Source organism: Neorhizobium sp. USDA 3394, from assembly GCF_056280385.1.
The window spans coordinates 2,992,846-3,007,361 of record NZ_JBWCDU010000001.1; the positions used below are offsets into that span (position 1 = coordinate 2,992,846).

Below are 14,516 nucleotides of genomic sequence, written 5' to 3' on the forward strand. Positions count from 1 at the left end.
AAGCTTAGAAGAGCTTCCACCAGTCGCTGCCCTTCTTGGCTTCCGCGGCTTGCGCCTTGCGGCGCTTTTCCTTCTGGCTTTCGGGCTCGCCGACATCCGACAGGGCAGCCGCATCCGCCGAACGGAACTCCGCCGGCGGCTCGGCGAGCGAACGACGGCGCCCGGTGACGCTGACGGTCTCGGCGTTTTCCTTGGCCTTGCGGAAGGCTTCCCACTTTTCCGTTTCGGTCATCTGACCGGCCTGGCCGCTGCCCGCGAGTAGCGGTGAGCGATAGTTGGGATCGTTCTCGTGAGCCGCCGCTTCGTCACGCAGACGCTTGCGGGTTTCTTCCGGAGATTCGACCCAGTTGGGGTTGCTTTCGCGGTTCGCCAGCGATTGCTGGGGTGTCGGCAGCGTCTGGTCCTGACCCTTGGCGACAACCAGCGAAGGACGCGGGTTGTATTTCAGGCCAGCTTTCGCTTCGGCGCTCTTGCCACCCAGCGAGACGGACTGACCGAGGTCGTCTGTCAGCTGCTCCATGGCCGTCTTGTCAGTGCCGTAGGTCGGGCCGCCGATGCAGCCCGAAAGGGTCAATGTCGAGGCGAGGACGCCGGCCACGCCCATGCCGACACGAAACGCATATGTCGCTTTCATCAAAACCCTTCCAGCGGCGCCCGTCCTGACGCCTCAGACACACTCAAACGCCTGATGGCCGGAAAATCCGGCCAATTTCAGGCGGTTTTACCGGATGATTGCTTAAAGCGCAATCATCCGGTGACTTTCAACCATCAGAGCCGGCCGAGAGCCGCCAGTTCGCGCAATGCGGCAGCGTCACGCGCAGATACGTCCGGATAGGCCGCATCCGAGCCGACATCGGTCGTCACCCGCCACGAGCGGGCACATTTGGTGCCTTCGGCGAGCTTCGGATCGACGGCGACGCCCTGCACTTCCGGCAGTCGGAAGGCGCTCTCAGGCGCCTCTCCCGCAACAATCGCGATACCCGAGGTGATGCAGGTCTCTTCGAATTCCTGACCTTCCAGCGCCCTCATCAACTCCGGATCGTTGACATACACGACCGGAGCGGCCTCCAGCGAAGAGCCGATCCGCTTGTCCTTGCGCTCGATTTCGAGCGCGCCTGTGACAACCGAGCGCACCTTGCGGATCTGCGCCCATTTCTCGGCGACCGCCTCGTTTTTCCACTCGGCCGGAACCGTCGGGAACTGCTCCAGATGCACCGAGACGGCGTTCGGGTTGCGCGACAGCCAGGATTCCTCGGTGGTGAACGGCAGCATGGGCGCAAGCCAGGTCACCGTGCAGTCGAAGATCTTGCGGATGACGGCGAGAGCGGCACGGCGGCGCAGCGACGACGGCGCGTCGCAATAAAGCGCATCCTTGCGGATGTCGAAATAGAAGGCCGACAACTCGATATTGGAGAAGTCGATCAGCGCCCGGGCGATCTTCTTGAACTCGAAGGCGTCATAACCCTCGCGCACGAGCTTATCGAGCTCGGCGAGACGGTGCAGCATCAGCTTTTCGAGTTCCGGCAGATCGGCATAGGCGATCTCCTCGCCCTCGTCATGGGCGAGCGTGCCGAGCATCCAGCGGATCGTGTTGCGCAGCTTGCGATACGCATCGACATTGGTCTGGATGATCGTCTTGCCGAGGCGCTGGTCTTCCCAATAGTCGGTCGTCATCACCCAGAGGCGGAGGATATCGGCGCCGGCATCCTTCATGACGTCCTGCGGAGCCACGACATTGCCGAGCGACTTCGACATCTTCTGGCCCTTCTCATCCATGGTGAAGCCATGGGTGACGACCGTGTCATAGGGCGCCCGGCCGCGGGTGGCGGCGGATTCCAGAAGCGAGGAATGGAACCAGCCGCGATGCTGGTCGGAGCCTTCCAGATAGACGTCGGCCGGCCATTTAAGGTCCGGCCGGTCTTCGAGCGTGAAGGTGTGGGTCGAGCCCGAGTCGAACCAGACATCGAGGATGTCCATCACCTGCGTCCAGCCTTCATTGGCGCGGGAGCCGAGGAAGCGCTCGCGCGCACCCTCGGCGAACCAGGCATCGGCACCTTCGAGATCGAAGGCTTCGAGGATGCGCTTGTTGACCGCTTCGTCCTGAAGGATCTCGCCCTCTTCGTCCACGAAGACGCAGATCGGCACGCCCCAGGCGCGCTGACGGGACAGCACCCAGTCCGGGCGCTGCTCGATCATGGCGCGCAGGCGGTTCTGGCCGGCTGATGGCACGAAACGCGTGTCGTCGATCGCGTTGAGCGCCCGCGAGCGCAGCGTGGTGCCGTCGGCCAGCGTCTTGTCCATGTAGACGAACCACTGCGGCGTGTTGCGGAAGATGATCGGCTTCTTCGACCGCCAGGAATGCGGATACTGATGCTTGAGGCGGCCGCGGGCAAACAGCGCGTTTCGCTCGATCAGCGCCTTGATGACGCGGTCGTTGGCATCGCCCTTCTTGCCGTTGTCGTCCATGACGCGGGCGCCCTCGAAACCGGGGGCATCGGCCGTGTAGGCACCGGCGTCGTCGACCGGGAACGGGATTTTCGTCTCGATGCCGCGCGCTTCCAGCTCACGGGCGTGATGCGTCCAGGCCTCGAAGTCCTCGCGACCGTGGGAGGGGGCGGTGTGGACAAAACCGGTGCCGGCATCATCGGTGACGTGATCGCCGGCGAGGAGGGGGACGATGAAGTCGTAGCCGCCACCGAGCCCATGAAGTGGGTGATCGCAGGAGATTCCAGCCAACTGTTCGGATGTGACGTCACGCAGGCGCTTGTATTCAAGCTTGGCCTTCTTGAAGGAATCCTCCGCCAATGCATCGGCAAAGATCAGCTTCTCACCAGGACGCGGGCCAAAGTCGTTCTCGGCAACCGTAACCTCGTAAAGGCCATAGGCGATCTTTGGCGAATAGGAGATTGCCCGGTTGCCGGGGATGGTCCAGGGCGTTGTCGTCCAGATGACAACACTGGCAGAAAGCAAGTCCATGTTCGCTTGTTCATTTTGCCGGAAGACCATCCGAACCGGGAACTTCACCCAGATCGTGTCACTCTCGTAGTCGTGATACTCGACCTCGGCCTCAGCCAGCGCGGTGCGCTCGACGACCGACCACATGATCGGCTTGGAGCCGCGATAAAGCTGGCCGCTCTGGGCGATCTTCAGCAGTTCGCCGGCGATGCGGCTCTCGGCGTGAAAATTCATCGTCAGGTACGGGTTTTCAAAATCGCCGACGATGCCGAGGCGCTTGAATTCTTCCGCCTGGACCTTAATCCAGCCGGCGGCGAATTCGCGGCATTCCTGGCGGAATTCGTTGACCGGAATCTCGTCCTTGTTCTTACCCTTCTCGCGATATTTTTCCTCGATCTTCCATTCGATCGGAAGACCGTGGCAATCCCAGCCCGGAACATAGTTGGAGTCATAACCGCGCATCTGGAACGAGCGGGTGATGACGTCCTTCAGGATCTTGTTCAGCGCGTGGCCGATATGGATATTGCCGTTGGCATAGGGCGGGCCGTCATGCAGCACGAACTTTTCGCGGCCGGCGGCGGAGGCGCGGAGCTGCTTGTAGAGGTCCATCTGCTGCCAGCGGGCGACCAGTTCCGGCTCCTTCTGCGGCAGGCCTGCGCGCATCGGGAAATCGGTTTCGGGCAGATAGAGGGTCTTCGAATAGTCGAGTTTTTCGGCGGTATCGGTCATGGGATCAATCGTCCTGGCGCCGCGACGGGGCGCATCTCGATGAAAATTCGCTGGCGGAAGGCGCTCATCAAGCGCCAAAAACCCGGACCCTCCGGCCGCTCTTACAGCGCGCGGAAGGCCGGGCCTATAATTCGAATGATCTGGGCCAGCCGGAATTTTTTCATGGTGGCGGTTCTTAAGGGTTTTTGCGGCGGAAAGGAAGGGGCAAAACCAAGATGTCGTCCTAGACTTTCAAACTCCCGGAGAGTATATCTGACTAGCTGACTAGTCGGAGGTTTTCATGCCGGGCAAACCCACCGCTCACGACAATAGCTGGAAGCTGGAGGATGCCAAGGCACGCTTCAGCGAGGTGGTGAGACGCGCGCATAGCGACGGACCTCAGCGTGTGACCGTGCGGGGGCGTGACAGCGTCGTGGTCATCAGCACTGACGAACTGGAGAGGTTGACCAGAGCCGCGCCTAAAAAACCCTTCGTCGAGTTCATGGAAGGCCTGGGGCTGGACACGCTGGACCTCGAGCGGGAAGCGGATCGCGGCCGGGATATCGAGTTGTGATCGGCTGGCTGCTGGATACCAATGTCATCGCAGCCCTGATCAATCCGAACGGTGCGCCTTCGGTCAAACGCTGGGCCGCCGGACAAGATGAGGACCGTTTCTTCATCAGCATCCTGACCTTGGCGGAATATGACAAGGGTATCGAAAACCTGCCGCCGGATGACGAAAACCGCTATCGTTATGCGGCAGCCCGTGATGCGCTCGAAAACAGATTTGCCGGCCGGACCCTTTCCGTCAGCGACGCGATCGTCAGGCGGTGGGGCGCGATATCCGGAAGGGTGAAGCAGGCAACCGGCCACGCGCCGCCGGTGATCGATACGCTGTTTGCCGCGACGGGGATCGAGCATAATCTCTATCTCGCCACGCGAAACGTGAAAGACATCCGCCCTTCGGGCGCTGCAATCTTCGATCCGTGGCAGGACGATCCCGAGCGGTTTCCGCTGAGCCGCCGCTAACCCCTCAAAACGCGATCTTGGCGTCCACTTCGCCCAGCGGCCTCACACCGGACAGCAGCGCCCGTGCCTCTTCCTCATCCCGCTTGATCTGCACGACCAGCGCATCCAGGCCGTCGAATTTCAGTTCGTCGCGCAGGTGGCCGAAGAAGGAAACGGAACAGGTTTCGCCGTAAAGGCTGCCGGAGAAATCGAAGAGGTAGGTTTCCAGCAACGGCGCGCCGTTTTCGGTGACCGTCGGGCGGCGGCCGTAGCTGGCGACACCGTCGAAAAGCGTGCCGTCGGGGCGGCGGAAGCGTACGGCATAGATGCCGGACTTCAATTCGGCTTCGGGGGGAAGCTGCATGTTGGCGGTCGGGAAGCCGAGCTGGCGGCCGAGCTTTTCGCCGTCGATCACTTCCGCCTCGACCGTATAGCGATAACCGAGCAGGCCGGCCGCGGCGGAGACATCGCCCTCCGCCAGCAGATCGCGGATACGGCTGGAGGAGATCACGTCGGCATTTTCGTCACGGAAGGCATCGACCAGCTGCACGTTGAAACCGTGCTTGGCGCCCGATGCCATCAGGAAGGCCGGTCCGCCCTCCCTGCCCTTGCCGAAATGAAAGTCGAAGCCGGTGACGACGGCGCTCGCTGCCAGCCAATCCACGAGAATGGTCTGGATGAACTCTTCCGCCGAGCGGGTCGCGAACTCGGGGGTAAAGGGATATTCGATTACCGAGCGGAAGCCCATGGCCTCGAGCAGGCGAGCCTTGAGCGGCGCCGGCGTCAGGCGGAAGACCGGTTCTTCCGAGCGGAAAACCGTGCGCGGATGCGGCTCGAAGGTCAGCACAAGGGCGGGCACCCCGCGCTGTTCGGCAAGAGCCAGCGCGCGCTCCAGCACGCTGCGATGGCCGCGGTGCACGCCATCGAAATTGCCGATGGCGATGACGCCGCCCTTCAGTTCCTCGGGCAGCGGTTCCTTCTTCTCGTTGCGGTGGAAGACAGTCATGCAGCGGGTTCCGGTTCAGGCGCGATTGAGGCCCCAGGGGCTATGCGAGGCGCGGCATCCAGTATTTCGGCGCGGCATTTTCCCGCTTCAGCCAGGCGTTGAGGATCGCCTCGTCGGTCTGGCCGTTGACGGTGTATTCCGCGACATGGATGCCCGCGCTGATATAAAGGAGGTCGAGGCCGTATGCGAGCGCGCCGCGCACGTCGGTCGGCATGCCGTCGCCGATCGCCAGTACCCGGTTCATCGGGAAATCGCCGCGCACTTCGCGGGCCGCTTCGATCGTCGCCTCGTAGATCGGGCGGTGCGGCTTGCCGGCGACGCGGGTCTTGCCGCCGAACTCTTCGTAATAGGCCGCCACCGCGCCGGCGCAGGGGATGATCTTGTGGCCGCGCTCGACGACGAGATCCGGGTTGGCACAGATGAACGGCACGTCGCGCTTGGCAAACGCCGCCAGCATGTCGGTATAATCTTCCGGTACTTCCTTCTCGTCGTCGAAAAAGCCGGTGCAGACGATGCATTCGGCTTCGTCGGCGGAGACCACCTCGACGCCGAGCCCGTCGAACAGGTTGAGGTCGCGTTCGGGACCGATCAGGAAGACCTTTTTCGGGCCGTCGACGATCAGGTGCTGGGTGACGTCGCCGGATGTGACGATCCGGTCATAGGTGCCGTCGGGAACGCCGAGCGTGCGCATCTGCTCGATGACGCCGGGTGCCGTGCGCGGCGAATTGGTGATCAGCACCACCGTGGCGCCGGCTTCGCGGGCCGCGGCGAGCGCCTTGCAGGAATGCTGGAAAGCCTCGACACCGTTGTGAACCACACCCCAGACGTCCGAAAGAACCACGTCGTAGTCGCCGATCACTTCGCTCAGATTGCCGATGCGCTTTGCCATGTAACCTTCCCATCTCGCAAGTCCCGGGTCACATGACAAACCCGGTTCAGGATTACAAGAGATATTCGGGAGAAAAGCCGCAACGGCGTCGTCGGCGTCCGCAACCGCATACTGCCCTCCAACGCCCCGGCGCCTTTCTTCCACCAAAGTCCGGTGCAACATGCCGACCTGCCACGGAGAGGTGGCCTAAACCGAAAACCCGATGTGGCCGGCAAGCGGCCGTCAGTTCCGCCAGACGCAGGCGCGGCCCAGCATCCGTATCGTTAAGCGTATTTCACATGAGGTTCCGAGCCGGCTCGAAAATTTTACGGCCGTTCTTGACTCATTCGCCGGCCGACCTTATCTCGACGCGGCTGGCACTCTCCAAGCGGGAGTGCTAACAGCACCGAGATACGGGTTTCAACCCGTCCATGTCATTTGATCGAGGGATTAGACAATGGCAAGCACCAATTTCCGCCCCCTTCACGACCGCGTCGTTGTTCGTCGCGTCGAATCCGAAGCCAAGACCAAGGGCGGCATCATCATTCCTGATACCGCCAAGGAAAAGCCGCAGGAAGGCGAAATCGTCGCCGTCGGCACCGGCACCCGCGACGACAAGGGCAACATCACCGCTCTCGACGTCAAGGCAGGCGACCGCGTCCTGTTCGGCAAGTGGTCGGGCACCGAAGTCAAGCTCGATGGCGAAGACCTTCTGATCATGAAGGAATCCGACATCATGGGCATCATCGGCTGATCTCAGTCGGTTGCTTTCACTGAAATATCGCTGACACCCCTTTTCAGGAGTTATCAAAATGGCAGCTAAAGAAATCAAGTTCGGCCGCACCGCGCGCGAAAAGATGCTGCGCGGCGTCGACATTCTCGCTGACGCAGTCAAGGTAACGCTCGGCCCGAAGGGCCGCAACGTCATCATCGACAAGTCGTTCGGCGCGCCGCGCATCACCAAGGACGGCGTATCGGTCGCCAAGGAAATCGAACTTGACGACAAGTTCGAGAACATGGGCGCCCAGATGGTCCGCGAAGTTGCTTCGAAGACCAACGACATCGCCGGCGACGGCACCACGACTGCTACCGTTCTTGCCCAGGCGATCGTTCGCGAAGGCAACAAGGCCGTTGCAGCCGGCATGAACCCGATGGACCTGAAGCGCGGTATCGATCTCGCCGTTGCTGACGTCGTCAAGGATCTCCAGGCCAAGGCCAAGAAGATCTCGACCTCGGAAGAAGTCGCACAGGTCGGCACGATCTCCGCAAACGGCGACAAGCAGGTCGGTCTCGACATTGCTGAAGCCATGCAGAAGGTCGGCAATGAAGGCGTCATCACGGTTGAAGAAGCCAAGACCGCCGAAACCGAACTCGAAGTCGTCGAAGGCATGCAGTTCGACCGCGGCTACCTGTCGCCCTACTTCGTCACCAACCCGGAAAAGATGGTCGCCGACCTCGACGACGCTTTCATTCTCCTCCACGAGAAGAAGCTCTCGAACCTGCAGGCGATGCTCCCGGTTCTCGAAGCCGTCGTTCAGACCGGCAAGCCGCTCCTCATCATCGCTGAAGACGTCGAAGGCGAAGCTCTTGCAACGCTCGTCGTCAACAAGCTGCGTGGCGGCCTCAAGATCGCTGCCGTCAAGGCTCCGGGCTTCGGCGACCGCCGCAAGGCCATGCTCGAAGACATCGCCATCCTGACGGGCGGCACTGTCATCTCCGAAGACCTCGGCATCAAGCTCGAAAATGTCACGCTCGACATGCTCGGCCGCACCAAGAAGGTCTCGATCTCCAAGGAAAACACCACGATCGTCGACGGCGCCGGCTCCAAGGCCGACATCGAAGGCCGCGTTGGTCAGATCAAGGCCCAGATCGAGGAAACCACTTCCGACTACGACCGCGAAAAGCTGCAGGAACGTCTTGCCAAGCTCGCTGGCGGCGTTGCCGTGATCCGCGTCGGCGGCTCGACGGAAGTCGAAGTCAAGGAAAAGAAGGACCGCATCGACGACGCCCTCAACGCGACGCGCGCTGCCGTTCAGGAAGGCATCGTACCGGGCGGCGGCGTTGCCCTGCTGCGTTCTTCCACGAAGATCGCCGCAAAGGGTGCCAACGACGACCAGGAAGCCGGCATCAACATCGTTCGCCGCGCTCTGCAGTCGCTGGTTCGCCAGATCGCTGAAAACGCTGGTGACGAAGCCTCCATCGTGGTCGGCAAGATCCTCGAAAAGAACGAAGACAACTACGGCTACAACGCCCAGACGTCTGAATATGGCGACATGATCACCATGGGTATCGTCGACCCGCTCAAGGTCGTTCGTACCGCCCTGCAGAACGCAGCTTCGGTTGCTTCGCTGCTGATCACCACCGAAGCCATGATCGCCGAACTTCCGAAGAAGGAAGCTGCCGGCGGCGGCATGCCTGGCGGCATGGGCGGAATGGGCGGCATGGACATGATGTAAGACCTCCGGGTCTCGCATCTGAGCCAGCCGGTTCAGTTCGGAAAGGGCGGCCCTCGGGTCGCCCTTTTTGTTTGTCGATGGCTTGCGGGCTACCCGATCGATGAACCGGTTTCAGCGCAAGCGCAGCAGATATTCGGCGGCATTGAACGGATCGGCGCCCGAACGTTGGCGCGAACGAGGCGGACCAGCCATCCGGGCATAGTGATCAAAGGAATATTCCATCGTCCCCATGCCGCTTGTCAGCCCCGGCAATTGTTGCAGAACGCCTTGAGTCATCGTGGATGCTATCGTGCCTTCCAGCCGGGCCACCCCGTTTGCAATCACGGAATCCCTGGTTATCGCACCGGATTTCGCAAGCAGGGTGTGCAGACCGCTTAAAGCCGTGACAGGCACCTCGAGGTAAAAGCGGTCGATCGGCTCGCAGACGACGGTCTGCGCTGCCGACAGAGCCGCTGCCAGTACCAGCGGCGTCAACTGCCGGAAATCGGCGGCAGTGCTCACCGGTGAACTGTGCCGGGCCGCGGTCATGGCGACGTGGCAATCGATGATCTGCCAGCCGAAAGGGCCCTGCTTCAGCGTTTCGGACACGGTGTCCTCGACCGCCCGATAGAAGCTTGCGGGCATCTGGCCCACGTCCACTTCCAACGCGAAGCTGTTGCCGGCCCCTTCCGGTCGTGGCTCGACGCGCAGCCCGACTGTCGCCATGTAGGGATTGGGTTCCTTGAAGAGGATCTCGAGGCCTGCACCGGTTCCGACAAGCCTTTCCACACAGATAACCGTGCTCTCCTCGAACACCGCCTCGATACCGAAATCCGTTAGCAAGGTCGATTGGATGACCTCCTTCTGCACCTCGCCATAGAGCGACACGAAGACTTCGTTGGCGTCGTCGTTGCGGCGCAGGTTGATCAGCGGATCCTGTTCGGCCAACTGGTTCAACGCCAGCCAGAGGGCCGCATTGTCGGAAGGGCGCCTGGCCAGCACACGGGTTTCAAGGGTGGGCGGAGCAAAGTGGGACCGGCCACCGGAAAGCAGATCGTCTCCCACCGCATCCCCAATCCGGGCGCTGGCGAGGCCACTGACGCGAGCGACCTGCCCGGCGTGGAAACTGGCGACGGGATGAACCCCGCCAGCCTCGAAGACGTGGATTCCGGTCACCCTTGCCGGGCCCCGGGGCAGATCCAGGTATTGCCGGAGCTGGATCGTGCCGGATGCGAGATATATGTAAGAAAGTTTTTCGCCGCCCCACCCGCGCTCGATCTTGAATATCCTCCCGGCGATCGGACCGCCCGGGTCGCGCCCGCGGCTGGGCAGCAGCGTCGTGATGGCCGATGTCAGCGCTGGCAGGCCGACGCCGGTCATCGCGGCTCCTGCGAATGCGGGGTGCACCAGGCCCCTGGAGACCTGATCGGCCAGAGAGTGTCCGAGCCTTCCGGCGGTCAGACGATCCGGGGCCATGAGATAGTCGCCGAGCAATGCGTCGTCGTTTTCCGCCAGCGTTTCACTCAGCACTGTGAAGGACGGTTCGGTGCGCAGGTCGAGTGTCTCTACCCGTACAAGCTTGCTGCCGGGGTCGATGACGGTCGACATCGCGATCGGCCGAACCGGCAGCTGGCGGGCGATGTCCTCCAGCACTCGGTCATATTGCGCGCCTAAGCGATCGACCTTGTTGATGAAGAAGACGAACGGCACGGCGAGGCGCTGCAACGCCCGCACCAATACGCGGGTCTGCGCCTGCACGCCCTCGACCGCCGAAACGACGACGACCGCAGCGTCCAGCAATCCAAGTATCCGCTCGACCTCGGCAATGAAATCGGGATGGCCGGGCGTATCGACGAGGTTGATGGCCGTGTCGCCAATCGTAAAGGACACGACCGCAGCGCGAATGGTGATTCCGCGCTGGCGCTCGATCTCGAGGCTATCGGTTTGCGTATCGCCGGTATCGACGCTGCCCAGCCTGTCGATCACACCGGCATTAAAAAGGAGTCTTTCCGTAAGGCTAGTCTTGCCTGCGTCCACATGGGCGAGGATGCCCAGATTCAAAGTGCGCATGAACCCTCAACTTCTCAGAATTTCGAACGTGATTTTCGTGAGAAGGGACTCGGCGCATTGGGACCTCTATGAGCTGATGGCCATGGCTTGATGCAAAACCTCTCGGTTTCCGAGGAGGCGCATGTCGAGCTGTACGGAAATCTCCGAGGATATGTCAAGCGCGGCCGTATGGTCGATCCGGGCGCAATACGAGGCATGCGGCGTGCGTATGCTGAGAGCAAATTGCGCAAACCCACAGCTGACAAGGGCGTTATCGGCAATTACACTTGCGCCATGAGTTTCTTCGAGAGCCTGCTCGTCCTGTTGCTTGTCGCGATTGTGCTTCTGCAGATCTCGCGCCGGCTTTCCGTGCCCTATCCGTCGATGCTGGCGCTGGCGGGTGCGGCGGTCGCGCTGGTGCCGGGCATGCCCTATATCTCGCTCGATCCGCACACCGCGCTTGCGCTGTTCATCGCGCCGGCGCTGCTCGACGCCGCCTTTGATTTTCCGATCGGGATCGCCCGCCGGTTCTGGGTGCCGCTGCTGGTCTTTGCGATCGGCGGCGTATGCGCAACCGCGGCTGCCGTCGCCTTTGCCGGATGGGCGTTTGCGGGATTGCCGATTGCCGCAGCCCTCGTGCTCGGTGCGATCGTCGCTCCGCCCGATGCGGCGGCTGCGACTGCCGTGCTGTCGTCGATGTCGATCCCGCGCACCACCGATACCGTGCTGCGCGGCGAGAGCCTGTTCAACGATGCGGCAGCGCTGCTGATCTTCGACGCGGCGCTTTCGGTACAATCGGCCGGCAGTCTCGATACCGGTGTGGCGCTGCATCTTTCCCTCGCAGTCCCCGGCGGCATCCTGCTCGGCATCCTCGCCGCCCGGGTGGTCCGGCACCTGATGCGGTTCGTTGCCGGCACGCTCGGCGGCATCCTCCTGCAGTTCGTACAGACGTTCCTTCTCTGGATCGTCGCAGAACGTCTCGGCCTCTCGGCGGTGCTCGCCATCGTCGCCTTCGCGATGACGCTTGCGAGAAGCAGCGAAGCGCGCTCCTCGGCCCGCATGCGGGTACAGTCCTATGCTGTCTGGACCGCTGTCGTCTTCGTGCTCAACGTCATGGCCTTCCTGCTGATGGGCATGCAGGTTCGCGACATCGTCGGCGGAATGCCGGCGGACCATCTTTGGGATGCCGCGCAGTTTTCGCTAATGACCATCGTGATCGTCGTCGCGGTCCGTTTTATCGTCTGCATCGGCTACAATCGCCTCAACGCCTGGCACGAGCGCAGCCGCGGCAGACCCGAAACCGCAACGATGACGCAGGCGTTGCTGGCGGGCTGGTGCGGCATGCGCGGCCTGGTGACGCTTGCGACCGCCTTTGCCCTGCCGATGGACTTTCCGCAACGCGACGTGGTGGTGCTGACTGCATTTTCGGTGGTTCTTGCGACCCTCGTCGTCCAGGGACTGACGCTCACGCCCATCATCCGCTGGCTCGGCCTCGACCGCCGTGCCGAGGGGCATGGCGAACTCGCCGTCCTGCGCGGCAAGATCGCCCTCGCCGGCCTTTCGAGGCTCGACGGCGCGACCGAGACGGAGGCGGAACTGCTGCGCTCCAAGTTCCGCATCGAGCAGCTGGCCGCTTCCCGCATCGAGGACGCCAACTCGCTCGATACCTACCGGCGGCTCGCCTTGACGGCGATTGCCGCGCAGCGGGAAGAGCTCGAAAAACTTCGCTCGGTGCACAAGGTCAACGTCGACGAATACAATCTGCTGCTTGAGGAGATCGACTGGCGCGAACTTTCGGTCTTGCCGGAAGACGCGCGCAGGATCGAGGAGAGCTGATCCGCCCTCCAGTCAGGATTTGTGGCGAGCAGCGGAAATGCCGATGCAATCGGCGTTTCAGGTCTTTCTCCGTTACATGCGAAGGGCGGCCCGAAAGCCGCCCCGTGACCCAGGCTCTATAGCCGTAATCAATAGATATCGCGGCCGTTATTGCTCTTGCGGTAGATGTTGCGCGAAGCACGGTCCTGCATGCGCTCGATCCGCTGCCGCTCCCGGTAGGAGATGTAGCCGTCACGGCCGGCACGGGACTGCGCCCGGTCGATGCGATGCTGCTGGCGGGCAAGGTTGCGCAGTTCGCGCGGCGTCAGTTCACCCCGGGCCATGCCGCGATAGATGCGGTATTCCTGGCGGTTTTCTCGCGCCTCGCTGCGGTAGGTCTGAGCAAGGCTCGGAACGGCGGATGCGACCAGGAGGGCGAGCGCGGTGATGATGATCTTCTTCATGAGGGGTTCCTTTCATCGGCAGTGACCGCATGGTGAAGGAGAAACGATGAACCTTTGCTGAAGGTTGCGTTCAGCAAGAGGAGCATCCTCGAAGATCTCCGCCGTTCAGAGCGGGGAGACGGCACCGCCCTGGCGCACCAATGATTGTCTCCTTTTATCGAACAAACCGTCAATCATTGTTCATCTTCCGGATACGGGCGAAATGGGGCACATACGGTCCCAGAGAATTCAACCTGCGTGTCCAACCAGAGACACTGATCCGGAGATCTAAAATGTCCACCACCACTACCAATTCCCTGCTTCTCGTCGCCCGCATCCTCCTGTCCGGCATGTTCGTCATGTCCGGTTTCCAGAAGCTCATCGATCCCGCCGGCACCGCCGGCATGATCACCGGCGCCGGCCTTCCCGCCGCCACGCTGCTCGCCTATGTCGCAGGCCTGTTCGAACTGGTCACCGGCCTTGCCGTCCTGACCGGCTTCCAGACGCGCATCGCAGCGCTGTTGCTGGCTGCCTTCTCGGCTTTCACCGCCTTCGTCTTCCATTCGGGCGCCATCAACGTCCCGAGCTTCCCGGAGGCCGCCAATGGCCTGCTGACGCTCTTTAACAGCTTGATGATGATGAAGAACCTGACGATTGCCGGTGGTTTCCTGGCTCTCGCCGCCGTCGGCGCCGGTGCATTTTCTGTCGATGCCCGCCGCGGTTCTGTCGCAATCGCTGCCTAAGCTTTCGAAATTCCCTGCCCAAGACTGCCCGCCGGATGAGAAGTCCGGCGGGTATTTTTTTGATCTCAATCGGTCTGGACTGTCGGCAGGTCCGCCATTTCGGGCAGCCAGGAAACGGCCGAGCGGCACCAGATCTGGCGCTGCGGCTTCAACTCCGCCCGCTGGTCGATGCTGCCCCAGCGGATGCCCCAGATCCTGGCCGCCTCACCTACGCCATTGACGAAAAGCGGCGAGCCGCATTCGGGGCAGAAATACTGCTGGCGGACACGACCGCTCTCGGCCACCTTGCGGTAAAGCTTTGGCTCATGCCCGGTGAGCTTCAGATCGCTTTCCGGGACGACGGCGGTGACACGAAACGGCGAACCGCTCAGCGTCTGGCAATCGGTGCAGTGGCAGATGCTGACCCGCTTCGGGTCGAGTTCGGCCTCATAGGTCACATGGCCGCAATGGCATCGACCGGTTACATGCATCGTCCTTCCTCCTCTT

The 14,516-nt window shown here is 62.1% G+C and carries 13 protein-coding genes; 6 read left to right on the forward strand and 7 right to left on the reverse strand.

The genetic code is table 11. The annotated features are described in order from the left end of the window. Positions 1 to 4: 4 nt before the first annotated feature. Positions 5 to 634 (reverse strand): hypothetical protein, encoded by a 630-nt coding sequence (locus ACZ9EJ_RS14775; RefSeq protein WP_046628499.1) that lies wholly within the window; start codon positions 632 to 634, stop codon positions 5 to 7. Between the two features lie 134 nt (positions 635 to 768). Further along, complete coding sequence (gene ileS, locus ACZ9EJ_RS14780; protein WP_046640984.1) at positions 769 to 3,684, reverse strand: isoleucine--tRNA ligase; 2,916 nt, start codon at positions 3,682 to 3,684, stop codon at positions 769 to 771. A 280-nt stretch (positions 3,685 to 3,964) separates the two neighbouring features. On the opposite strand from ileS, the gene ACZ9EJ_RS14785 reads away from it, so the two are divergent. Both ACZ9EJ_RS14785 and ACZ9EJ_RS14790 read left to right on the forward strand, forming a co-directional pair. Further along, positions 3,965 to 4,237: a type II toxin-antitoxin system Phd/YefM family antitoxin gene (locus tag ACZ9EJ_RS14785; protein WP_046640983.1), complete on the forward strand. Its 273-nt coding sequence runs from the start codon at positions 3,965 to 3,967 to the stop codon at positions 4,235 to 4,237. Further along, positions 4,234 to 4,692 carry a type II toxin-antitoxin system VapC family toxin gene (locus ACZ9EJ_RS14790; RefSeq protein ID WP_046640982.1) on the forward strand — a complete coding sequence of 153 codons (459 nt, stop codon included), beginning with the start codon at positions 4,234 to 4,236 and terminating at the stop codon, positions 4,690 to 4,692. Before ACZ9EJ_RS14785 ends, ACZ9EJ_RS14790 begins: the two co-directional genes overlap by 4 nt. Before the next feature lie 4 nt (positions 4,693 to 4,696). On the opposite strand, the gene ACZ9EJ_RS14795 is transcribed toward ACZ9EJ_RS14790, so the two are convergent. Together ACZ9EJ_RS14795 and ACZ9EJ_RS14800 are read right to left on the reverse strand one after the other, a co-directional pair. Then, a complete protein-coding gene (locus tag ACZ9EJ_RS14795) occupies positions 4,697 to 5,677 on the reverse strand; it encodes a bifunctional riboflavin kinase/FAD synthetase (RefSeq protein ID WP_046640981.1) in 981 nt (326 codons plus the stop codon). A gap of 40 nt (positions 5,678 to 5,717) precedes the next feature. Further along, positions 5,718 to 6,566 (reverse strand): TIGR01459 family HAD-type hydrolase, encoded by an 849-nt coding sequence (locus ACZ9EJ_RS14800; RefSeq protein ID WP_046628491.1) that lies wholly within the window; start codon positions 6,564 to 6,566, stop codon positions 5,718 to 5,720. Positions 6,567 to 7,002: 436 nt separating this feature from the next. Between ACZ9EJ_RS14800 and groES the strand changes: the two genes are divergently transcribed. Both groES and groL read left to right on the forward strand, forming a co-directional pair. Next, positions 7,003 to 7,299, forward strand: a complete 297-nt coding sequence (groES, locus tag ACZ9EJ_RS14805) for a co-chaperone GroES (RefSeq protein WP_007752582.1) — start codon at positions 7,003 to 7,005, stop codon at positions 7,297 to 7,299. Between the two features lie 58 nt (positions 7,300 to 7,357). After that, positions 7,358 to 9,001, forward strand: a complete 1,644-nt coding sequence (gene groL, locus ACZ9EJ_RS14810) for a chaperonin GroEL (RefSeq protein ID WP_046628488.1) — start codon at positions 7,358 to 7,360, stop codon at positions 8,999 to 9,001. 111 nt (positions 9,002 to 9,112) lie between these two features. On the opposite strand, the gene ACZ9EJ_RS14815 is transcribed toward groL, so the two are convergent. Next, entirely contained in the window at positions 9,113 to 11,050 is a 1,938-nt protein-coding gene (locus ACZ9EJ_RS14815) for an elongation factor G (RefSeq protein WP_046640980.1), read from the reverse strand. 222 nt (positions 11,051 to 11,272) lie between these two features. Between ACZ9EJ_RS14815 and ACZ9EJ_RS14820 the strand changes: the two genes are divergently transcribed. Continuing rightward, complete coding sequence (locus ACZ9EJ_RS14820) at positions 11,273 to 12,865, forward strand: cation:proton antiporter (RefSeq protein WP_251089437.1); 1,593 nt, start codon at positions 11,273 to 11,275, stop codon at positions 12,863 to 12,865. A gap of 128 nt (positions 12,866 to 12,993) precedes the next feature. On the opposite strand, the gene ACZ9EJ_RS14825 is transcribed toward ACZ9EJ_RS14820, so the two are convergent. Next, positions 12,994 to 13,308 carry a hypothetical protein gene (locus tag ACZ9EJ_RS14825; RefSeq protein ID WP_052764631.1) on the reverse strand — a complete coding sequence of 105 codons (315 nt, stop codon included), beginning with the start codon at positions 13,306 to 13,308 and terminating at the stop codon, positions 12,994 to 12,996. 272 nt (positions 13,309 to 13,580) lie between these two features. On the opposite strand from ACZ9EJ_RS14825, the gene ACZ9EJ_RS14830 reads away from it, so the two are divergent. After that, positions 13,581 to 14,030 (forward strand): DoxX family protein, encoded by a 450-nt coding sequence (locus tag ACZ9EJ_RS14830; protein WP_046640979.1) that lies wholly within the window; start codon positions 13,581 to 13,583, stop codon positions 14,028 to 14,030. Positions 14,031 to 14,095: 65 nt separating this feature from the next. On the opposite strand, the gene ACZ9EJ_RS14835 is transcribed toward ACZ9EJ_RS14830, so the two are convergent. Next, on the reverse strand, positions 14,096 to 14,500 hold the full coding sequence (locus tag ACZ9EJ_RS14835; protein WP_046640978.1) for a GFA family protein: 405 nt from the start codon (positions 14,498 to 14,500) through the stop codon (positions 14,096 to 14,098). Positions 14,501 to 14,516: the final 16 nt, after the last annotated feature.

Coding starts and splice junctions, on each gene's coding strand:
- ACZ9EJ_RS14775 (WP_046628499.1), bottom strand. CDS start 634: ATGAAAGCGACATATGCGTTTCGTGTCGGCATGGGCGTGGCCGGCGTC.
- ileS (WP_046640984.1), bottom strand. CDS start 3,684: ATGACCGATACCGCCGAAAAACTCGACTATTCGAAGACCCTCTATCTG.
- ACZ9EJ_RS14785 (WP_046640983.1), top strand. CDS start 3,965: ATGCCGGGCAAACCCACCGCTCACGACAATAGCTGGAAGCTGGAGGAT.
- ACZ9EJ_RS14795 (WP_046640981.1), bottom strand. CDS start 5,677: ATGACTGTCTTCCACCGCAACGAGAAGAAGGAACCGCTGCCCGAGGAA.
- ACZ9EJ_RS14800 (WP_046628491.1), bottom strand. CDS start 6,566: ATGGCAAAGCGCATCGGCAATCTGAGCGAAGTGATCGGCGACTACGAC.
- groES (WP_007752582.1), top strand. CDS start 7,003: ATGGCAAGCACCAATTTCCGCCCCCTTCACGACCGCGTCGTTGTTCGT.
- groL (WP_046628488.1), top strand. CDS start 7,358: ATGGCAGCTAAAGAAATCAAGTTCGGCCGCACCGCGCGCGAAAAGATG.
- ACZ9EJ_RS14815 (WP_046640980.1), bottom strand. CDS start 11,050: ATGCGCACTTTGAATCTGGGCATCCTCGCCCATGTGGACGCAGGCAAG.
- ACZ9EJ_RS14825 (WP_052764631.1), bottom strand. CDS start 13,308: ATGAAGAAGATCATCATCACCGCGCTCGCCCTCCTGGTCGCATCCGCC.
- ACZ9EJ_RS14830 (WP_046640979.1), top strand. CDS start 13,581: ATGTCCACCACCACTACCAATTCCCTGCTTCTCGTCGCCCGCATCCTC.
- ACZ9EJ_RS14835 (WP_046640978.1), bottom strand. CDS start 14,500: ATGCATGTAACCGGTCGATGCCATTGCGGCCATGTGACCTATGAGGCC.